Raw genomic sequence first — 21,749 nt, forward strand, 5'->3', positions numbered from 1 at the left:
AACGCGGCCAGCCGCGCGCGCTCGTCGGCGCCGATCAGCTCGATGTCGCCGACCGCCTGGCCGGGCTGGTCCGCCAGGGCCCGCAGCACCGCCACGTAATGCCCCGCCATGCGCTCGATGGCTTGCGCATCGAACAGCTCCACCGCATGCAGCAGCGTGGCCTGGACGCTGCCGTCTTCCATCTCCAGCGTCTGCAGCGTCATCTCGAATTGCGCGTCGTCCTCCTGGAAGTCCAGGCGCTCGACCGCCACGCCCGGCCACTGGGCAAGCGAGCGGTGGTCGCGCCGCACGTGGTTGAACATCACCTGGAACAGCGGCGTGGCGCTCAGGCTGCGCTCAGGCCGCAGGGCGCTCACGAGCCGCTCGAACGGCAAGTCCTGGTGCGTCTGCGCGTCGATGGCGGTGTCCCGTGTCCGCTCCAGCAGTTCGCCCAAGGTCATGCGCGCATCGATCCGCGTGCGCAGCACCTGCGTGTTGACGAAGAAGCCGACGATGCCCACGGTTTCCGCGCGGTGGCGGTTGGCGATGGGCACGCCCACGCGCAGATCCGTCTGCGCCGAGTGGCGGAACAGCAGCGCGTTGAAGGCGGCCAGCAGCGCCATGAACAGGGTCGCCCCGCCGGCTTGCGCCTGCTGGCGCAGCCGCCGCACCACGTCGCCCGGCAACATGAAGGCGTGATGCCCGGCGCGATAGCGCCCGCTGGCACTGCGGGGATGATCCGTCTGCAGCGCGACCACGGGGTGCTCGGTGCCGAGTTGCGCGCACCACCATTCGAGCTGGCGCCGGCCCTCGCCGTCCTCGTCGAGCCAGCGGTTCTGCCAGAGCGCGTAGTCCGCATACTGGACCGGCAGCTCGGGATGGGCCGGCAACAGCCCCCTGACGCGTGCCGCGTATTGCAGCGCGAGCTCGTCGAGGATGAGCTGCACCGACCACCCGTCCGACACGATGTGGTGCATCACCACCAGCAGCAGGTGCTGCTGCTCGCCGGTGCGCAGCAGCACCATGCGCATCAGCGGACCACGCAGCAGGTCGAAGGGCTCGGTGCGCAGCTTCAGCACCTGCGCCCGCACGGCCTCGTCGCGCGCCGCCTGGTCGAGGCGGCCCAGATCGACAACGGGCAGGGCGAACTCGCCGGCCGCCATCACGAGCTGCTGGACCTCGCCGTCACCTTCCTCGCGAAAGACCGTGCGCAGCGCTTCATGCCGTTCGACCAGCGCCTGCACGCCGGCGCGCAGCGCCTTGGTGTCGAGCTGACCGGTGAGCGTGAGGCCGCCGCTCAGGTGGTAGGCGGTGCGCGACGGATCGAGTTTCCACAGGAACCACTGCCGCTGCTGCGCGGACGACAGCGGAGCCCGATCGCTCGCGGGCCGTGGCGCCATCGCACCTTGGGCCGGTGCCTGGCGCGTGGCCGGCGCGCCGCGCAGGCGTGCCTTCAGCGCCGCGCGCTGCTCCTGCGTGAGGTTGGCACGGCGCGCGGAGAGGTCTTGGAGGTTGGACATGCTTTTCGGACAGTGGCGTGCAGGGGAGCGCCGCAGCGGGCGCGCCGCAATGCGGAAGCGGAGGCGGACGGAGTGGCTGGGCCTAGGCGGCGTTCTCGATCTCTTCGATCAGCCGCGTCTCCACCAGCAGCGCGAGGCCGCGGAGGGTGGGCGCCTTGAAGAAGGCGGCCGGATGCAGCTCGACCTCGTATGCCTTGCGGGCGCGGGCGAGGATCTGGATGGCGAGCAGCGAATCGCCGCCGAGCTCGAACAGGTTGTCGTCGACGCCCACGGTGGCGATGCCGAGCATGTCCTGCCAGAGGTCGGCCAGCCCGCTTTCCAGGTCGCCCGCGGGCGCGACGTAGGCGCTCGACAGCGCGGGCCGCGGATGGTTGCGGCGCTTGCCCTGGACGGACGGGCCGGTTTCGACCAGGGCCAGCATGCCGTTGTCGAGCTCGCCCAGGCGCTGCTCCAGGTCGGTGGTCGAGATCACGACCTGCGCGAACGCCGGCCCGTTGACGATGCGCTCCAGCGCGCGCGCGCCTTGCGGGCCGTCCATGCCTATGCCCTCGGGCAGCACCCGGCCGGCGGCCATGCCCAGATCGCGCCAGGCGTCCCAGTTGACCGACATGACGGGATACCGCGCGCTGCGTTGCCAGAGCGCGGCCACCACATCGAGATAGGCATTGGCAGCGGCGTAGTCGCTCATGCCCAGGCCGCCGGCCATGCTGGAGATGGACGAGCACAGCAGCACGAAATCGAGCGGCTCGTCGCGCAGCACGTCGAGCAGGACCCGCGTGCCTTGCAGCTTGGGCGCGAACACCGCGTCGACCATGGCGCGGGTGCGCTGGCCGATCATGCCGCTGTGGGCGTGGCCGGCCGCATGGATCACGCCCTGCATCGCACCGAAGCGCGCACGCGCCTGCGCGGCCACGGCATGCATTTGCGCCGCATCGGCCACGTCGGCCGACAGCGCCAGCACCTCGCCGCCCAGGGTTTCGATTTCGAGCAACTGCTGCAGCTTGCGGCGCAGCGCCTGCGGCTGGTGCGCATCGGCGGCCAGGCGTTCCCAGTCGCCGCGCGCGGGCAGCGCCGAGCGGCCGAGCAGCACCAACCGGGCTTGCCACGCTTGGGCCAGATGGCGCGCGACCGCCAACCCCACGCCGCCGAGGCCGCCGGTGATGAGGTAGACGCCCTGCCGGCGAAGCCGCTGCCGCGCGCCGTTCGCCCCGGCACCGGATGCGGCCAGCGCTTCGTAGCCGCGCGTCCAGCGATGCGGGCCGCGGTAGGCGATGCGCATTTCGCCGCGGCCGCCAGGCATGCCCGCAGCCAGTTGCTCCAGCAACCACGACTGTGCATCATCACCGGCGGCGGGCAGCACCACGTCGGCCATGCGGCAATCGAGGTGCGGATATTCCTGGCCGATGACCTTGCACAGGCTGAACACCGTGGCCTTCTCGGGACACAGCGCCTCGGTGCCGCAAACGTCCTCCGCCTGGTTGACCACCACCTGCATCGGCAGCTTGCGCTCGCCGCCCAGCCCGGTGGCTTCCAGCGCCTGCGCCAGCGCCAGCAGGCTGAAGAAGCTGCGCTCCAGCACGGCGTCCCGGTCAGCCGGCAGCTCGGCATCGACGCCGCCGAGATGGTGGATGCCGGCAATGGGTCCGAAGTCGGCCTGCACCTGGCGCAGCACCGCTTCATGGTCGGCACGCGCCCCGGCCTGTACCGCGTAATGGCAAGGGCCGAGCTGCGCGAAGGCCTGGGCAAGATCGACGCGCACCACCGGATGGCGGGGCCACTGCCGCTGCAGGTGGTCGGCCAGCGCGATGGCGAAATCGTCCGCGTTGCCTATCACCAGCGTGCAGCCGCTTGCGGGCGCAATGGCCCCTACCGTCTCGACCGGACAGGCGCGCTTCCACACGGGCACGTAGAACGGGCCGTCCGCCCCGCCGGTGCCTGGCGCAGGCACGGCGTCCTTCCAATAGGACTGGCGCTGGAAGGGGTAGCTCGGCAGCGGCACGCGGCGCGCCTTGCGGCCGAGGTGGCAGGCGTCCCAGTCCACCGCCACGCCCGCGCACCACAGTGCGCCCAGCGTGGCGGCCATGTGGCGCTCGTTGTGCATGCGCTGCTGTGGATGCGCCTGGCTCGACAGGATGCCCACGGCGGATGCGGCCAGCGGGTGCTGGCGCGCCAGGCCGGCCAGCGTCTCGCCCGGCCCCACTTCGAGCAGCACGCGGCCCGCCGTGTCCAGCAGATGGGCGAGGCCGTCCGCAAAGCGCACCGTGCCGCGAAGGTGGCGGCCCCAGTAGGCCGGATCGGTGGCCTCCTGCGCGGTGATCGGCCGCCCGGTCACGTTGGAGATGAACGGCATCCGCGGCGCCTGGCGCGGCACGCTCGCCACCACCTTCTGCAGCTCGGCGACGATCTCGTCGGTCATGGCCGAGTGCGAAGCTATCGACACCAGCAGCCTGCGCGGCAGAAGCCCCTGGTCGCCCAGTTGCCGCTCGGCGGCCTCGATGGCGGCCGTCGGCCCAGCCAGCACGCACAGCCGCTCGCCGTTGACGGCGGCGATGTCGCAGCCCGTGGTGGCCAGCAGGGGCTGCAGCTCGGTTTCGGACAGCGTGACCGCGGTCATGGCGCCGGACTGCATCGATCGCATCAGGCGGCCACGCTCGGCCACGATGCGCAGCGCGTCCTCAAGACGGAATACGCCCGCGAGGCAGGCCGCGACGTACTCGCCCAGGCTGTGGCCCAGCATCATCGCGGGCCGGATGCCGCGCGACATCCACAGCCGCGCCATCGCGTATTCGACGATGAACAGCAGGGGCTGCGTGTACTCGATGCGCGCCAGCCGCGCGTCGGCCTCGGCCTCCCCTTGCGACGCGGGATACAGCAGCGCGCGCAGGTCCATGCCCATGGTGCCGGCCAGTGCCTCGCAGCAGCGGTCGACTTCCTCGCGGAAGACGGGATGGTCGCGGTACAGCGCCAGGCCCATGTTGGCGTGCTGCGTGCCGCCGCCCGGAAACAGGAAGGCGACCTCCGGTGCGCTGGCCGGCACGCGCAGCGCCGCGCCGAAGCTGCTGCCGTGCGCGCGCAGCGCCTGCACGGCCAGTGCCACGTCGTCGGCCACCACCACGCCGCGCACCGGAAACGCGCGCCGCCCGTTCTGCAGGGTCTGCGCGACGTCGGCCAGCGCGGCGTCGGTCCCGGCTTCGAGGTGATCGGCCAACTGCGCCGCGGCCTGCTGCAGCGCGCAGGCGTTCTGCGCCGAAAGGGGCAGCACCTGCCATCCCCTGCCGCCCTCGCCGCGGCGTGCCGCCGGCGCCTCTTCGAGCACGACGTGCACGTTGGTACCACCTATGCCGAACGAGCTCACGCCCGCACGGCGCGGCACCGCATCAGCGGGCCAGGGCTTGGACACGGTGTTGACGTAGAAGGGACTGCCCGCGAAATCGATCTGCGGGTTGGGCCGGCGGAAATGCAGGCTCGCGGGCAGCACGCGATGCTTGAGCGCCATGGCGGCCTTGATCAGGCCGGCCACGCCGGCCGCGGCATCGAGGTGGCCGACATTGGTCTTCACCGAGCCGACGGCGCAGTAGCCGCGTCGCGCGGTGTCGCCCCGGAAGGCCTGCGTCAGCGCGGCGATCTCGATCGGGTCGCCGAGCGTGGTGCCGGTGCCATGGGCCTCGACGTAGCCGATGGTGTCGGCCGAGATCCCCGCGACCTGCAGCGCGGCGCGGATCACTTCGGCCTGCCCGTCCACGCTGGGCGCGGTGAAACCGACCTTGGCCGCGCCGTCGTTGTTGGCCGCGCTGCCCTTGATCACGGCGTGCACCGTGTCGCCATCGCGCAGCGCCTCGTCGAGCCGCTTGAGCACCACCACGCCGGCACCGCTGCCTATTACCGTGCCGGTCGCATCGGCGTCGAACGCGCGGCAATGCCCGTCGACCGACAGGATCGCTCCGGCCTGGTGGCGGTAGCCGCCGTCCTGCAGCAGGTTGAGCCACACGCCGCCGGCCAGCGCCATGTCGCAATCGTGGGACAGCAAGGCCTGGCAGGCGGTGTGCACCGCGGTGAGCGACGTGGAGCAGGCCGTCTGCACGCTCACCGCGGGGCCGCGCAGGTTGAGCTTGTAGGCCACGCGGGTGCACAGCGAGCCGCCGGCGTTGCCGCTCATCAGCGCCAGCAGCTCGGCGATGCCGCTGTGGGCGCCGAGATCGAACGCCGGCAACAGGTGGCGCAGCAGGTAGAGGTTGGCCCCCTCGCCGGCATAGACGCCTATCCTGCCTGGCCAGCGCGCGGGATCGCAGCCTGCATGCTCCAGCGACGCCCAGGCGCACTCAAGGAACACCCGCTGCTGCGGATCGAGCGTCTCGGCCTCGCGCGGCGTGTAGCCGAAGAAGGCGGCATCGAAGCCATCAACGCCCTGCAAGGGCGCGCCGGCCTTGACGTAGTCGGGATCGCCCAGCACCGCCGCCGGGACGCCCCGCGCCTGCAGCGCCGCGTCGTCGTAGTGCTGGATCGACTCGACGCCGTCGCGGATGTGGCGCCAGAAGGTATCGACGTCGTCGGCACCGGGAAAGCGGCCGGCCATGCCGACGATGGCGATTTCGAGGCCGGTGAAGGCGGGGTTCGTTTCGGCCATGGACATCAGTCAACCCTCTCTGCCGCCTTGCGGCGTTGGAGCATCGCGGTACGTTTGCGCAGCGCCTGCGCATCGACGGCGGCCGTGCCGCCAGCGTCGGCCGGGCTGCCGCCCTGCTCTATCGCCTGCGCCAGCGATCCGACGGTGGGATGCTTGAAGAGCTGCAGTAGCGGCACCACGATCCGCAGCCGCTCTTCCAGCAGCCGGTGAACGCGGATCAGCAGCAGCGAGTGGCCGCCGAGATCGAAGAAGTTGTCGTGCAGGCCGACATCGGCCACCTGCAGCACCTCGGACCAAAGGGCCGCCAGCGCCTGCGCCACACCGCCCTGCGGCACCTCGTGGCGTTGCGCCCGCACGGGCGGCGCGGCCGCAGGCAGCGCCGCGCGGTCCACCTTGCCGTTGGCGCTGAGCGGCAGCGCATCGAGCACGACCACCGCGCGCGGCACCATGAAGTCAGGCAGCATGTGGCCCAGGCGCTCGCGCAGCACGGCAGGGTCGGGCAAGTGGCCGGGGTGGGCCGCCACATAGGCCACAAGCGTGGGACCGCCGGCTCCGTCCTGCGCGACAACGACCGCTTCCCGGATCGCGGGCTGCGCCAGCAGCTCGGCCTCGATTTCGCCCAATTCGATACGCAGGCCGCGAAGCTTCACCTGGTGGTCGATACGACCCAGGTACTCGATCTGACCCTCGGCGTTCCACCGCACCAGGTCGCCGGTGCGGTAGAGCCGCCCGCCCTGGCCGAAGGGATCGGCAATGAAACGTTCGGCCGTGAGGGCGGCCCGGCTCAAGTAGCCGCGGGCCAGGCTCACCCCGCCGAGATAAAGCTCGCCGGCGACGCCGCGTGGCACCTGGTTGAGCTCGGCATCGAGCACCCAGGCCTGGGTGTCGCTGATGGGGCGTCCGATGGGCACCAGGCTGTGGCCGTCGTCGCGGCAGGTCCACTGCGTGACGTGAATGGTGGTTTCGGTAGGACCGTACAGGTTCTGCAGCGACGCACCGCGCAGGCGCTGCAGCGCCTCGGCCTGCACCGGCGCCGGCATCGCCTCGCCGCCGCAGATCACGTAGCGCAGCCGCGTGCGGGTCTCTATGCCCGGATGGGCCAGGAAGGCCTGCAGCATCGACGGGACGAAGTTGAGCGTGGTGACCTGGTGCCGCTCGATCAGCTGCACCAGCCGCTGCGGGTCACGGTGGTCGCCCGGCTGCGCCACCAGCAGCCGCGCACCGGCAGTCAGCGGCCAGAACATCTCCCACACCGAGACGTCGAAGCCGAAAGGCGCTTTGTGCAGCACCGTGTCGTCCTGCGTCAGGCGGTAGGCCCGCTGCATCCAGGCCATGCAGCTGCGCAGGGCCTCATGCCGCACGGCCACGCCCTTGGGCAACCCGGTGGAGCCGGAGGTGTAGATCACGTAGGCGAGCTGGTCGCCGTGCAGCGGCACACCGGGATCGGAAGCGGGCCCGGCCTCCAGGTCGATCGCGTCGACCTCCAGCACGGCGAGCCCGTCACGCGCGGCGATGCAGCCGCGCGCGGGCCCGTGGGTGAGCAGCAGGCGGATGCCGCTGTCGTCCACCATGTGCGCCAGGCGAGCCGCCGGATACTCCGGGTCCAGCGGCAGGTAGGCGGCGCCGGCCTTGAGAATGGCCAGCACACTCACGACCAGCTCGACGCTGCGCACCATCGCCACGCCCACGCGATCCTCGGGGCGCACGCCGAGCGACAGGAGGCGATGCGCCAGCCGGTTGGCACGGCGGTCCAGTTGCGCGTAGCTCAGCACCTCGTCGCCGAACAACAGGGCCACGGCGTCGGGCCGCTGAAGGGCTTGCCGCGCGATGCCGTGGTGCACCGGCGCATCGCCGGGTTCGCGGTGGCCGTTGACGCTCCAGCGCAGCAGCTCGGCCCGCTCCGGTGCGCCAAGCAAGGCCACGTCGCCGACGGCACAGTCCACGTCGGCTGCCATCGCTTCGAGAACCGCGAGGTAGTGGCCGGCAGTACGGGCCATCGTCTCGGCCTCGAAGAGCTCGGCCGCATAGACCAGGTCCAGCGCCAGCGGCGCGCCCACGCGCTCGCGGGCTTCGAGCACGATCTCGAACTGTGCCTCCGAGTCCGGCATGCCGACATCGTCGACGTGCAGGCCGGCCACGCGCTCGAAGGCGCCGAAGTCCTGCACGAGGTGATTGAACACCGCCTGGAACATCGGACTGACGCTCAGGCTGCGGGCGGGCTGCAGCGCCTCGACGAGCTGGTCGAAAGGCAAGGCCTGATGCGCTTGGGCGCCGAACGCGGCCTGCGCGGCCCGGGCCAGCACCTGCGCCAGCGGTATGCGCCCGTCGATCACGTTGCGCAGCACCACCGTGTTGACGAAAAGGCCGACCACGCGCTGGTTTTCCGGCCGGTCACGGTTGGCCACCGGCACCCCGATCCGGATGTCGCGCTGCCCGGTGCTGCGGTGCAGCAGCACCTGGAATGCGGCCAAGAGCACCGCGAAGAGCGTCACCCCCTGCCGCCGGGCCTGCTGCCGCAGCCTAGCCTCCAGCCCGGCGGACACCTCCAGGCGGTGACGCGCCGCCCGATAGCGCGCCACGGCCCGCCGCGGGTGATCCGTCGGCAGGTCCAGCACCGGCTGCGCCTCACCCCGCGTGGTGTCCAATTGATCGCGCCAGTAAGCCAACTGCTGCTCGCTCGCCTTTGTCTGCGATTGCTCGTGCTGCCACGCGGCGCAGTCCGCGTACTGCAGCGTCGGCGGCAACGTCGCCACCTCACCGGCCAGGGCGGCGGCATACAAAGCCGGCAGCTCGTCGACGATGACCTGCATCGAGGCGCCGTCGGACACGATGTGATGCATCACCAGCGCCAGGATGTGCACCTCGTCGGCCACGCGCACGAGGGTGGCCCGCACCGGCGGCCCGCGGGTCAGGTCGAAGGGCTGCGCCAGCAACGACCGCACGACCTCCATGGCCTGCGGTTCGCGCTCGCCGCCGGCCAGCTCGCGCAGGTCGACCCATTGCAGGTCGAGCGCGCCTTGCGGCAGCACGAGTTGCTCTACCTCGCCGTCGGGGCGCGCATGAAAGACCGTCCGCAACGACTCATGCCGCTGCGCCAGGCCTTGCACCGCAAGTTGCATGGCCGCCGCGTCGAGCGCCCCGGCCAGGCGCAAGGCGCCGTGCACGTGGTAGGCCGTGCCCTGCGGATCGAGCTGCCACAGGAACCATTGGCGCCGCTGTGCGGCCGACAGCGGCAGCGGGCCGGCGCGACGTTCTGCCGGCAGCACCGGAATGGCAGGCACTGGTGGCCGCGCTCCCATGGCCACGCCGCGCCGGATCACCTCCGCCTGCTCTTGCAGCCGCGGATGGTCGAACACCATGCGCACGGGAAACTCGATGGACCAGCGCTGCGACACGTGCGCGGCCAGCTGGACGGCGGCCAGCGAATTGCCGCCCGCTGCGAAGAAGTGGGCATCGCCGGCGTAGGGACGTGCTGCGCCAGGGCTCAGCACCTCGCACCACAGCGCGGCCAGGGCCTGTGCAGTGTCATCCTGCACGGCATCCATCACGGCCTGCGTTGCGCCGCCGCTCACGAAGCGGCCGTTCTCGAAGATCGCATAGGCGTCCAGCGAGCGCTTGGCCCAGCCCTGGCGGCAGGCCGCGCGCTGCAGCTTGCCGCTCGAAGTCTTGGGCAGCGCCCCCGGATTCAGCAGCAGCACCGCGCGAGGAGCCTCGCCACACTGCGCGCTCACCGCCGCGCTGATCGCATCGACCAAGGCCTGGGGCGCGACGAGCTTCTGCAGCCCGCGGGAAATCTCGGCGGCCACGCCTATGCCCTCGCCACCGTCGCCCGCCACCGAGAAGGCCGTGACCCGCCCCTTGCGCACCGCCTCGACCTCGTCCTCGACGACGCGCTCGATGTCCTGCGGGTACAGGTTGTGCCCGCGCACGATGATCATGTCCTTGAGCCGGCCGGTCACGAAGAGCTGGCCGCCGTGCACGAAGCCGAGGTCGCCCGTGCGCAGCCAACGCTGTCCGTCGCGCTCGACGAAGGTCTGTGCCGTCTGCTCCGGCTGGTTCCAGTAGCCGGCCGCCATGCTGGGGCCGGCCGCCCAGATCTCGCCGATGGCCTGCGGCGTGGCGGGCACGCCGGATTCGGGATCGGCGATACGCACGTCGTGCCCCGAGGGCACGCGGCCACAACCGACCAGCGCAGTGCCTTCGGCGGCGCAGGCCACTTGCCGTGCGGCCAGGGCGTCGCCATCGAAGTGGCTCACCACCATGCCGCTGCCGCGGCGCCCGCCGGTGACGAACAGCGTGGCTTCGGCCAAGCCGTAGCAGGGGTAGACCGCGGCGGCGTCGAACCCGACGCTGGCATAGCGCGCGATGAACGCGTCCATCGTGTCGTGCCGCACCGGCTCGGCGCCGGTGTAGGCCACGCGCCAGCTCGACAGGTCCAGCCCTTCGAGCTGCGCGTCCTTCACGCGGTCCACGCACAGCCGGTAGGCAAAGTCCGGCCCGCCGCTGATGGTGACGCGGTAGCGCGAGATCATCTCCAGCCAGCGCACCGGGCGTTCGAGGAAGTAGCGTGGCGAAGCCAGCACGCACGGAATACCGCTGTAGAAAGGCTGCAGCAGGCCGCCGATCAGGCCCATGTCGTGGAACAGCGGCGACCACACGCCGAACCTGTCCGTCGACCCGATGCCCAGCCCTTCGCGAATGGCCCGCTCGTTGGCCATCAGGTTGCCGTGCGTCACCATCACGCCCTTCGGGGCCGAGGTGGAACCGGAGGTGTACTGCAGGAAGGCCACGTCCGACGCTGCGGGCTCGTGCGCGTGCCAGCCGGCCGCAGCAAGCGGATCGACGTCGTCCACGGCGATGACCAAGGCATTCCCGAACTGGCGCGCGGCTTCACCAACCAGGGCCTGCAGCGAACGGGCCGTGAGAACGCCCCGCGCCTGCGCGTCGGCGGCGATGCCGGCCAGCCGTGCCAAGTGCTGCGGCCGGGCTGACTCCGGCGGGAACACCGGCACCGCAACCACGCCGGCATGGAAGCAGGCAAACATGCTGACCGCATAGTGCTCGTCGTTGTCGAGCAGGATCAGCACGCGGGCGCCCTTCTCGAACCGCTGCTGCAGCACGGCCGCCAACGCCCGCACCCGCAGGCCGAAGTCGCGATAGCACAGCACCGTTTCAACGGATTCACCCCCCTGGTCAGCCACGACGATCAGCGCCGTGTCGTCGGGGCAGGTGGCCATCAGGCCCCCGAGCCGCTCGACAAAGTGGCTGGGGTGAACAAAGGAGGGTTGGCTGGAGGTGGTGTGTGTTGTCATCGGATTTCCTGGCTGGCCGGGCTATGCCGGCATGCGCCACACAAGGCAGGCCATCGGTTCACTCGTGGCGGGGCTTCATGCCGTCCCGCCGAGCACGGCCCCATCGGCGGGCGCCAGTGGCACCGCCAGGGCCAGCTCGAACAGGAACACGGTGATGCCGGCCGGCAACGTGTCAGGCAGCCACTGCAATGGCATGCCCTGCCCCCGACAGCTGCCGCGTCAGCTCGCGCACCACGACGGCCAGCACCTGCTGCTCGTGCTGGCGAATGAAGAAGTGGCCGCCATCGAACCAGTCGAGCGTGAATGCGCCGTCCGTCTCATGCCGCCAGGCCTCCATGCGTTCGGCCGCGATGTCGTCATGCCGCCCGGCCAGCACATGCAGGGACAGCGGCAAGGGCGCGTTCGCCCCATACGCAAAGCTTTCGCACACGCGATAGTCCGCTCCCAGCGTGTCCAGCGTGAGGCGCAGCAGTTCGTTGCTGTTGAACACTTCCTCGGGCGTGCCGCCCTGCTTGCGCAGATCGGCGATCAGCGCGGCGTCGTTGTCTTTTCCGACGAAGCGATCCGGATCACGGCGCGACGGCGCCGAACTGGCCGACACGAACATGGCCTGCGGCAAAGGCCGGGACAGCGCGCGCTGTCGCTGCGCGATCCCATAAGCCAGCAGGCCTCCCATGCTGTGGCCGAACAGGACATAGCGGCCTTGCAGGGCCTGCGCCTGCTCGTCGCAGAGTTGATCGACCAGCCTGGAGAAGTTTTCGGCATGGGGCTCACCCATGCGCCCGCCGCGCCCGGGCAGCTCCACGGGCACCAGGCGGACCCACTGCGGCAGCAGGCGACGCCAGCGCAGGTACATCGTGGCGCTTGCACCCGCGCAGGGCAGCATCAGCAGGTCGAGAAACGGCGGCCGCATCGCTGAAATCACTGGGCGGCGACGGCCGAATGGTTGGCAGCGAGCGGCTGCACGGCGTCAGCAGCCTGCGCATCCATCCACTTGCGCAGCGTCAGCGGGCGCATGTCGGTCCACGCCTTCTCGACGTATTCGAGCACCGTCTTCTTGTCGCCCTTCACGCCATCGACGGCGCGCCAGCCACTCGGTACGGCCTTCCAGTGCGGCCAGATGGAGTACTGCTCTTCGTCGTTGACGAGAACGATGAAGGTCTCGTCTTCGCGATCAAAACAACTGGTGGACATGCGGCTTCCTCGTGCGGTTGGGTGGAGCGAAGGACACGCCGCGCGGAGCCCGCTGGGCTCGTGACGCGCCTTCTGCTCCCATTGACGAGTCAGCCCGCGATTTGTTTAGGGCCGTCGGGCCTGCAAAAGGCAGCATTCAAGCTGGCGGGCGGCGTTGCGCACCTGAAGATGCCGGAGAGGCTGAATTCGTTGCTCGCGTGACGGAAGAAGCCGGGGCCACCGGCGCTTGTGCTTGATGCCCGGCTGGACAGTCCGCAACCGCCATGGCGCCAGAGAAGCCTGGCATCCGAGGCCAGTGGTTGCGCCATGGAGTCGGCCACTGCCTTGCAGGCGTGCCTTTGCGCGTGATGGCACATCAGCATTGGCTGCGCGTGCCAGGTGAAAGCGTTCCGTATGGGCCAGGGCAATTCGGCGCGCTTGTCCTGGCCCCGTTGCGCGCCCTGTGAGGCCACGAGGATCGCCCGCGTCGTCCAGCGTTCCTCAGTGCAGCAAAGCCGCGTTGGCCTGGCGCATCGGAGGCGTGACAACTTGCCGTGCTTCATGGCGCACGCCTGCCCTGATGGCGGCATGCGAGCCCTTCTCGGCGGACAACGGTGGCGGTGTGCCCTGGCTCACAAGCCGGCGTCACCAAAACATCAAAAAAGTTCTCATCAATCGAAATGTTGATGATAATCATTCGTATTCAAGAAACACGCTTGGACTTTTCTGATCCGGCAAACATCTGGAGGCCTTGTGGCATGTCCGTCGAACAACGATGTCAGACGCTCGTGGAAGTGTTCATCGCCCACCGTGCGCAGCTTCGCAGTCTTGCCAGGAAGGTGGTAGGGACGGCAGACCTTGCGGACGAAGTCGTGCAGGATGCCTACGTGCGGCTGGCTGAACGCGAGAGCGTGAAAACTGACGTGGAACGCCCGTTCTGCTACTGCTGCCAGGTGGTGCGCAACGTCGCGCTGGACCACTGCCGCCGCAGGAGTCTGGAAGCCAAGCTCCAGGTCCAGACCGAAGATGGGCAAATACCTGAAATACCCATCAATTGCGTCATGGGCGAACGCGTCGACGGCTGGCGCCTGATACAGGCCATCGATCAGGTACTCAACACTTTGCCGCCTCGCACCCGTCAAGCCTTCGAGCTTTTCAGGCTGGGGGAACTGACGCAAAGGGAAATCGCCGCGCGCCTAGGTTGTTCTGCGACGTTGGTCAACTTCATGGTGCGCGATGCCCGACAGGCCCTTGAGTCGTTGAAGGGGCACCGAGAGCTCTTCGCCGCTCGATCTATGAGTAAACCTGCGTGTACGCAAACTTGCTCAAGTTATCACAGATAATTGCCCATAATCTTTTATAAACAAAATGGCCGCAAGTTGGTTTCGCCACGGCAGCTAGCTGCTAATCTAAAGCTCGACAAGCACTTAGGGCGGCGAACGATTCATAGCCAAGCTGGCCGACCCGAGGCTCACGGGTCCAAGGAGATTGCTGCTACTCAGAGAGCGATCACTTGGAAGTCATCGCACAGCCGCTCCAGCAATGCCCCCTCGAGCTTGGCGGCGCCGGCTTTCACCACCCCGGCGCGCTCGAAGACGGCGTAGCAGTAGGCCGTGTTGTTCTGGCGGGAGACACGCCGAATGCCGTCCCAGCTTGGGCTGGCATCGTGGATGGCACGCGCCCAATGCTGCGACAAGGTGTAGTCGCCACCGCTGCACAGGTCGTTGTTGAGGCCCAGGGCCTTGAGAGCCGTGCCAGTTAGATCGGCCATCAGCAGTTGCGGCCGCGCAGGCCGCTGCAGCGACACCATCCACCGGCCGGTCAGCTCCGCCGTGGCTACCAGCCACGCACCATGGCGCCAGGCCGACGACTTGTGGATCACGGTTTCGGCAAAGGCCGTGGCGACCTGGTCAGCGGCATAGCAGACACCGAACTGCTGCAGCGGGTCATCAAAGCGCCCAGCAGCCGCCCTACCCCACCACGGCTCGGTGGCCGGGTACCGCGACAGGCGCACCAGGCGATCAACGGGAACTTCGACGGGCTGCAGCAGGTGCTCGAAGGTGCCGGGCTCAGGTGCGCGCATCGTTCCCGGAATCGGCATCAGGATGCGTGCGCTCGCGAGCCCAGGCCTGTGCCAGCTGCACCGTGCGTGCGAGCTGCCCGGCCTGTATCGCCACCACGGGCGTCCTGCCCTGCAGTCCGCCATGCGCGTGTAGCCAGAACATAAGCTTTTCACTGGGCGACAGCATGCCCAGCGCGCAGCAGACCTGGGCAGCCTGCTCGCGCGTGATGTCGCGCAGTTCGGCCAGGTAATACCGTCGTCCCGCAATCTTCAGCGAGAACAGTTCGCCGCGCTCCACGGCTTGGTCCAGCGCCTGGCGCGTGATGCCCCAGCTGGAGCCCAGCGCCGCAGTAGGTATCAGGGTGCCATCCTGGACCCACCCCTTCAGCAGCTTCTCGCCACGGGCCACGGCTCCCGTTACGCCACCCGATGCCTGTGGACTGGCGGCAGTTGGCGATGTTGGACTCCGAGCGCGATCATGATCATGTGCAGGTCTCTCATTGGCAGCCTCGGCCAATGCTGCCTCAACCTCGCTGACATCGGTTTCCAGCGCGCGAATCAGCGCCTTGGCCTGGGCAAGTTCCTTGCGCATGCGCACGAGCCTTTGCTGCAACTGCTCCACGGGCAGAACTGCAGACAAGGTGACCAAGCGGCTGTTGGGGAATTGAACTCTGGCGGGCATGACCACAGTATATGTCCTAGGCAAGCAAAGCAAGCAAAGCAAGAGGTGACGATAGTTAGTAAAAAGCGCTTTCAACGCTACCTGTGGTGTGTGCGATTACTGAGAAACGCTGTTGGCATAGACAAAAAAACAGCAATCGAAGGCGTGTTTTCCTCCGTCGATTTCTTGCTTTGGCGGCTCAAAGATAACTTCTCTCGGAGGCACAAGGAGTGCATGGAGTGTGTGCCCCAGCGTGATGCCGCCCTGCCCTGCCCGCCTAACCGTCTACCACTCCTGCAACTAAGTCTTGGCCAGCCAGACGGCCTGCCGCGCGACGGATGGCATCGTGAATCCACGCAGGCTCTGCCGCCAAGCCACGTGAGCAGCAAGCGCGACGAGGTGCCAAGGCAAGCGTTGAGCCCGCCAGCCAGCAACGTGGCCTTGTAAGCCGTGTCCAACGCCAGCCGTACCAACGGCTTCCAGGCTCAACCCAGCCAGCATCGAAAATCAGGATGGACAGCTGCACTCCCCAGCCGGCCCAGCCGTGCAACCCCTTGCACGGCATCACGCCGAAGATGATCGTCACGGCCCTGGCCGACCACTACAAATGGGCGGGATCGGCCGAGCGCTGCTTCAGCAGCCAGCCCAGCGTGGCGTCGAGCCTGAAGTTCCTACGCAAGACGCCCTGGGCGCGGGACAAGGCCGAAAGCCTTTATCTCTTCATGCTGTGCGAGCAGCGGCGCGACGATCGGCGCTGATGCGCTACGCCGCCGCGAAAGGGAGCCTGCATTGAACGACACATACGACCTGATCGTGATTGGCGCCAGCTCCGGCGGTGTAGCGGCTTCGCGCCGTTCCATGGCGCGCGCGTGCTCGTCGCCGAGAGCAACCGCGTGGGCGGCACAACACCGCTGGCCTGGGCTTGTCGAAAGCGAGCGTGCAACTCGCCGCACACGGTGCCATTGCCGTGGACCTGGGCAGCCGCACCACGGCCCAGGGCATTTGGGCGATGGCGACGTCACCGACCGCGTCGACCTCACCCGGTGGCCATTGCTGCAGGCCGGCCCTTCACCGATAGCAAGTTCGGTTGCTACCCCGTGCGCGTGGACCACCGCACGGCAGCCAGCGCGGTGTTCACCAAGGCGCCCATCGCTACGTCGGGCCTGACGGAAACCGATGCGGCCCGGCAGGGTTCAGCGGACGTGTGCGAGTCCGACTTCAGACCAATAAACACCGTCTTCATGGGCAGCCAGGCTCGCAGTTGCCTGAAGCTCGTCGTGGACGGCCTGAGCGACGCGGTGCTGGGCATACACAGTCGGCACCGACGCGCCGGGGATTGTGCAGACCCTTGCCGTGGCCATGACCTGTGGCGCCACCAAGCGCTACTTCGACCGTGTGCTGGCTGTGCATCCAACGGCCACAGAGTAGCTTGGGCTAATACGCGAGCCGACACGCCGCCGCGGTAGGCCCCCATAGGGGGTCTCCCATGGTCTTGCACTGCTGTTTTTCTGCGCGGCCTCTTCGAGCGAACCCAAACGCAAACTACCCGGATCGCGCCACCGTGTGGCGTCATGTACCTCGGCTACTCAAAGCGGCCGAGGGTGAGGACAACCCGGCCGTAACTTGCAGCCGGATCGACTTTCCAAACTTGGACCGGGTATCAAACAGCCTCCAACGCTTTGCTGCGGACAATCTTCAGGTTGCGATTCCGCATGGCTGCAAGAAGACCGCCTGACCGACGGCCCCACGCTGTATTGCAATAGCTATTCGGCCGGCAGACGACACTTCACTTTGCCAGGACGGCGCAAGACCGTCTTGCACCGTTGCTGCACTTCTACGCGTCGTGGATGTTGATACCCATGTCCGCTTTCACAAGGGCTCCGCTGCTGTAGAAACAGATTAACCCACGAATCTCAGCAGCATTTCCTCGAACGCTTCCCACCGTTCGGAGGGCAACAGCGAGGGGTCCAGTTCGACTACGACCCGCTTGCCATCATTGCGAATTACCGCATGCCGCCCGTCACCTAATGTGAGCTGCCGTTCTTGGGTGGAAGACCGTCTTGCACCCCGCCCGTCCTGTACACCAGTGAGTGCCTTAAACACTGCGGCAGCCGGCAGACGCTCGGCTCGCAGCTCGTGGGCCCTGGCCTTTACGCCCACCGCATCACGCTGGCATGCGTCGGCTAAGGCCTTCGCCCAACGGAACTGGATTTCGTTAGGCGAAGGAAACGCGTCGAGCACAGGCTGGGGCAGCTCCGCTATCCGGATGGCCTCGCTCACATCCGTAGAGCCACGGCCAATGTCCGCAGCCAACGCCCGCATCGAGGGAAACAAGCCTTCGTCGAGTGCGCGACGGTACATCTTGCCCTGTTCGAACGGTGAGAGATTCTTGCGGTTGCGGTTCTCGCGCTCCATGTGCGCGAAGAGCTCCCGGTCGTCCAACGGCTTGATGACCGAGAGCACCGGCAGTCCAAGATCCAGGCAAGCGCGATGGCGACGGTGGCCAAAAACCAGCTCGAAACGATTGCCCTCGCCTTCAATGGGCCGAACCATGATCGGCTGCACATTCCCGCCCGCGTCTTGGATTTCAGCCTTGAGAGCCAGGAACTCCTGATCTGAGAAGGACGCATCTGCCCGGTTGGCCCAGCGGCTTGGCACGATCTGCGCAGCGTCAAGCAGCTGAGCGCCGCGGTCGCTCTCCAGCTCCTGAGTGCGAGCTTTAAGACCATCCACCTCGCGCTGCAACTCCTCGGTCTTACCTCGCAACGCGTTAGTGTTGAAGATGGCCGCCGTGGTGTAGCCCACCCCCGTCTTGGCTGCAGGTTGAGGCGCCGGCGAGGGAACTGCATCGGGCGTCCTTGGCCTCGCTGGCGGAATGACGAACTCGATGTTGTCGCCGACCTTCTCGCGCTTCTTAGTGCTCATTGCGCGCTCCCCAGCCGCTCGGTCTGGTTGGACCAGAACATCTGGGCCTGATCCTCTATGAGGTCCACCAGGCGGTCGAAAGCGTCGGTAGCGCGTTTGAGCGTGCGCGCCGAAGGCGCATTCTTGAGCTGGTCATAGACCGTGCCGAATTCGGCCGATCCCGCAATGGCTGCAGCGGTCTTGGGGATCTCAATCTGCAGGAGCTTGTCGGCGTACGCCGCGCTGAGCCACTTCTTGACCAAGATGGCGCTGGCGTCGGTGGTCTCGACCTTGGTCAGCAACACGTCTACGAAGGCGAAGCGTTTGGAGCCGCCGCGGGCGCGCACCAGCGTACTGGTGAGGTCGCTGAAGAGATTCCAAAACTGCGCCGAGCTGGCAAAGTCCAGCGCAGATGGCGGCAGGGGCATCACGATGCCGTCGGCAGCCATGAGAGCGTTGATCGTGACGTAGGACAGCGAGGGCGGCGTATCGATGACGATGAAGTCGTAAGCATCTCGCGCGTTGTCCAGGGCCAGGTCCATCACGCGCCAGAACTCGAAGGCTTGGTCGTTCATCTGCCGCGCCGGCAGCGCGAACTCCGCGCCGAAAAGCACAGGCGCCGCGGCGATCAGGTCGATACCGTCCCAGTAAGTCGGCCGGATCGCATATCCCACGTCATCCTGGTCGCCGTTGAAAAGCGGCAGCAGCGTGTCCTCAGGTGCCACCTCGGAGTCGGGCAGGATGCCAAAGAGAGTCGTCAGGCTGCCTTGGGGATCACAGTCGATCAGCAGCACCCGGTGGCCCGCGAGCGTAAGACCTTGAGCCAGTGTGGCGGCGGTGGTTGTTTTACTAACGCCGCCTTTGAAATTGCCGATGCACAGCGTGCAGGCCGTGGCCATCTGCGGGCGCATGTCGCCCGCACGAGTGGCACGCACCCACTCGCGGGCTTCAGCTAGTGAAAACTCTCGCCGAGCCCCGCTGGGCGACAAGGTTCCTCCAGGCAGATCGCCTTTCTTGATCCTGGCATCGAAACGGTTGCGGCCAAGTCCAGTCAGTTCAGCAAGCTGCGATGCAGTGAACCGAGGCGCTTCCTTACGGGAGGTAGGCGACAGCATCGTGCTGCGTACCTGCGACAAGACGGCTTGCACACGCTCTGCTTGAGCGTCGATATCTTCTAGGCTGAGCCCGGGTTGCTCAAGCAGCGTAGCGTCCAAGCTGGACCTCCTCGGGAATTAGTGATGGTTCCGACGATTGTAGGCGCTGACGTGAATTTTCAGGACTTGCTTTGATTTCTACGTCTGTAAACCGCTGATCGGCCTGCGGCCGATGAATTTGGTATTGAAAAGTGAACCTTTCACGCTTTCTCTTTAGCACTGTTTAAGATTGATTCAATATCTTTAGGCCTGTGTATAAGTTGATTTTTTCCATTCACGACAACAACTTAGTTCCCATGACCGTCCGCAGTATTGACCAAAACCGTCCGCACAAATGACTCATGGCGTCCGAACTATTGACTTATCCCGTCCGTGCTTGCGACTGCCACCATGCAGTTCCACAAAGGCCGCTGTGGACAAGTAATCCCGTGTTGCAAGCGCAGTTGCGGCTTCTGTCGCAAGCGTATCGGTCGGCCGGTGACTCTTGGACAAGCCAGTGGCGTCCGCACTTTTGACTATTGCGATTACGGACAATGTGGAAACGCTCAATGCCGTCCATTGTCCGGATGGGTCTGGACAGAAACATATACTGCGCGCCATGGACGAGCCGTTGCAGTTGCCCGAGGTACCGCAGGAGCGTGGAGACATCTACCGCAAACCTGTGGCGACGCTGGCCATGGTTCCCATCAACGGCCGGCTCACGGCTGGAGGACGCAAGCTCTACAACGTGATGGGCCGCGTGGCCCAGCGGCAGGGCGATGTGGGCAAGCGCGGTTATCAAGCCAAGCTCAAGGCGCTGCTGCGCGTGCTGGACAAGAGCAGTAACGAGGCCGGCATCATGCGCCGCTACCTCACCGAGATGATGTCCACGCGCTGTGAATGGCGCCCGCTCAAGCCAGGTGAAGGATTGCCGGGCGAAGAACCCGAGGACGCTTCGCTCAGCGAGGTCCGAATCTTCCCGCTGCTCGCCGAGGTCAGGTGCTACCAGCGGGGACGCGAGAACTGGGTGACGTGGTTCTACCCGCCCACGATCGAGGAGCAGATCCTCAACCCGCGGCTGTACGCGCAGATCAACCTCACCACCATGGCCCGGCTGGGCACGCATGCGGCCGTGGCCCTGTACGAGCTTTGTGCCCGTTACCAGGGGTCAGGGCGCACGCCACGCAAGCCATGGAGTTGGTGGGTGCCGGTGCTGCGCGGGCACGAAGTGACGGGAGACCGCGAGTACCGCAAGTTCAAGAGCGAACTGCTGAAGCCGGCGCTTGCCCAGATCAACGAGCACACCGAGATCGAGATCGACTTTATCGAGCACCGGGAGGGTGGGGCGGTCGTGGACCTGCAGTTCACTGTCAAACCCAAGCCCGACTTCAAGCTGGATCAGGGCGAGGTCGAACCTGTGGATCTGACGCCCGTAGAACAGGCCCTGGCACTGGGTATCCGCGAACTGGACTACGACGCGCTGGTGGATCGCTATGGCGAGGCGCCAGTGCTGCGCTCGCTGGACGTGGTGGCCAGGCAACTGCGCCAGGAACCTGGCTCCAATGCGGTGGCGCACTTGAAGTGGGTTTTGGAGGGTGTGGCAGGGGAGGGTGCCCGCAAGGCAGCCAAGAAGCGGGTATCAGCGCCAACCCCAGAACCTGCGGCGCCCGCACCTGTGCCAGCTGTGCCCGTGCCCGATCCGGCTCAGGAGTTGGAGCGTGAGCAACTGCGCATCGATTTCGAGGCGTTGCCCCCCGATCTGCAGCGCCAGTGGCTGCAGCGGCTGCGGGACGACGTGGTCGCCAATGGCGTGGCCACGCCCGCGCTGCTGCGCCGCATCGCGGACGGAGACTGGAAGTCTCCCGTGGTGTTGGCCAGACTGGAAAAGTTCTACGCCGTGTATCGCTGACCGGGCGCAGGGCCGACAAGGCTGGCTGACTTGTGTGCGGCGACCTGTAGTCGTCAGCTGCCGTTGGCCTGTTTGGGGTAAGCCTGGTTCAGGTGCAAATGCAACCGCTTCACCCTGCCGTGCGGGCAAGGTCAAGCCTTTGGCCGGGACGACAAGAAAGCTTCCCGGTACGCCGATGGCGACAAACTCCATCGTCCTCGAATGGTGGGCGCAAGGTCTCTTCCAGCATGGCCTCGCACGGCACCTTCAAGTCGCCCAACATCAATACTGCAGGTTCCATACCATGAGCCAGGCAAGGCTCCAGCGCGTGCAGCAGCGTTTCCTCAAAGTGCTCCGCAATTCGGCCGATCTCGTCGAGCGTCATGGGCACAAGCCCGCGCAGCTTTCGGTTGCCATGGGAACGGCTTAGACCAAGTACGAAGGTCACTACTCCAGCCTGCTTTCGCCTTGGAATGCCGTGGCGGTCCATTAA

General features: G+C 67.1%; 14 protein-coding genes and 1 pseudogene. 4 read left to right on the top strand and 11 right to left on the bottom strand.

What is annotated here, in order from left to right:
* The 6 genes from ALA01S_RS24670 to ALA01S_RS34100 all read right to left on the bottom strand — a co-directional run.
* The coding region (locus tag ALA01S_RS24670) for a condensation domain-containing protein (protein ID WP_238455935.1) at nt 1-1,499 on the bottom strand (1,499 nt) is incomplete at its 3' end.
* A gap of 82 nt (nt 1,500-1,581) precedes the next feature.
* On the bottom strand, nt 1,582-6,129 hold the full coding sequence (locus tag ALA01S_RS24675) for a type I polyketide synthase (protein ID WP_066341971.1): 4,548 nt from the start codon (nt 6,127-6,129) through the stop codon (nt 1,582-1,584).
* A complete protein-coding gene (locus ALA01S_RS24680; protein ID WP_066341972.1) occupies nt 6,129-11,435 on the bottom strand; it encodes a non-ribosomal peptide synthetase in 5,307 nt (1,768 codons plus the stop codon). The genes ALA01S_RS24675 and ALA01S_RS24680 overlap by 1 nt, the downstream gene beginning before the upstream one ends.
* A 172-nt stretch (nt 11,436-11,607) precedes the next feature.
* Nucleotides 11,608-12,348, bottom strand: coding sequence for a thioesterase II family protein (locus ALA01S_RS24685; RefSeq protein WP_066341973.1), 741 nt, complete (start codon nt 12,346-12,348; stop codon nt 11,608-11,610).
* Between the two features lie 8 nt (nt 12,349-12,356).
* Nucleotides 12,357-12,629: an MbtH family protein gene (locus tag ALA01S_RS24690; protein WP_066341974.1), complete on the bottom strand. Its 273-nt coding sequence runs from the start codon at nt 12,627-12,629 to the stop codon at nt 12,357-12,359.
* A gap of 89 nt (nt 12,630-12,718) precedes the next feature.
* Nucleotides 12,719-13,171, bottom strand: coding sequence for a hypothetical protein (locus ALA01S_RS34100; protein ID WP_169805997.1), 453 nt, complete (start codon nt 13,169-13,171; stop codon nt 12,719-12,721).
* 195 nt (nt 13,172-13,366) lie between these two features.
* Between ALA01S_RS34100 and ALA01S_RS24695 the strand changes: the two genes are divergently transcribed.
* Nucleotides 13,367-13,951, top strand: coding sequence for a sigma-70 family RNA polymerase sigma factor (locus ALA01S_RS24695; protein ID WP_084267908.1), 585 nt, complete (start codon nt 13,367-13,369; stop codon nt 13,949-13,951).
* Nucleotides 13,952-14,106: 155 nt separating this feature from the next.
* Here the strand turns inward: ALA01S_RS24695 and ALA01S_RS24700 are convergent, their stop codons facing one another.
* Both ALA01S_RS24700 and ALA01S_RS34105 read right to left on the bottom strand, forming a co-directional pair.
* Nucleotides 14,107-14,691 (bottom strand): RES family NAD+ phosphorylase, encoded by a 585-nt coding sequence (locus tag ALA01S_RS24700; protein WP_066341975.1) that lies wholly within the window; start codon nt 14,689-14,691, stop codon nt 14,107-14,109.
* Nucleotides 14,678-15,292, bottom strand: a complete 615-nt coding sequence (locus tag ALA01S_RS34105) for a hypothetical protein (protein WP_169805998.1) — start codon at nt 15,290-15,292, stop codon at nt 14,678-14,680. Before ALA01S_RS34105 ends, ALA01S_RS24700 begins: the two co-directional genes overlap by 14 nt.
* 551 nt (nt 15,293-15,843) lie before the next feature.
* Here ALA01S_RS34105 and ALA01S_RS24710 point away from each other — a divergent pair.
* Nucleotides 15,844-16,089: a VF530 family protein gene (locus ALA01S_RS24710; protein WP_066341977.1), complete on the top strand. Its 246-nt coding sequence runs from the start codon at nt 15,844-15,846 to the stop codon at nt 16,087-16,089.
* A gap of 372 nt (nt 16,090-16,461) precedes the next feature.
* Nucleotides 16,462-16,759 (top strand): annotated as a pseudogene (locus ALA01S_RS35000) (oxidoreductase dimerization domain-containing protein).
* A gap of 471 nt (nt 16,760-17,230) precedes the next feature.
* Here ALA01S_RS35000 and ALA01S_RS24720 read toward each other — a convergent pair.
* Nucleotides 17,231-18,256, bottom strand: coding sequence for a ParB/RepB/Spo0J family partition protein (locus ALA01S_RS24720; protein ID WP_084267910.1), 1,026 nt, complete (start codon nt 18,254-18,256; stop codon nt 17,231-17,233).
* Entirely contained in the window at nt 18,253-19,449 is a 1,197-nt protein-coding gene (locus tag ALA01S_RS24725) for an AAA family ATPase (protein ID WP_238455937.1), read from the bottom strand. The genes ALA01S_RS24720 and ALA01S_RS24725 overlap by 4 nt, the downstream gene beginning before the upstream one ends.
* Before the next feature lie 538 nt (nt 19,450-19,987).
* On the opposite strand from ALA01S_RS24725, the gene ALA01S_RS24730 reads away from it, so the two are divergent.
* Complete coding sequence (locus ALA01S_RS24730; protein ID WP_066341980.1) at nt 19,988-21,277, top strand: replication initiation protein; 1,290 nt, start codon at nt 19,988-19,990, stop codon at nt 21,275-21,277.
* Between the two features lie 109 nt (nt 21,278-21,386).
* Here ALA01S_RS24730 and ALA01S_RS32205 read toward each other — a convergent pair.
* A partial coding sequence (locus ALA01S_RS32205; protein ID WP_259375540.1) for a helix-turn-helix domain-containing protein occupies nt 21,387-21,749 on the bottom strand: 363 nt, incomplete at its 5' end.

Source organism: Azohydromonas lata NBRC 102462 (assembly GCF_001571085.1).
GTDB lineage: Bacteria > Pseudomonadota > Gammaproteobacteria > Burkholderiales > Burkholderiaceae_C > Azohydromonas > Azohydromonas lata.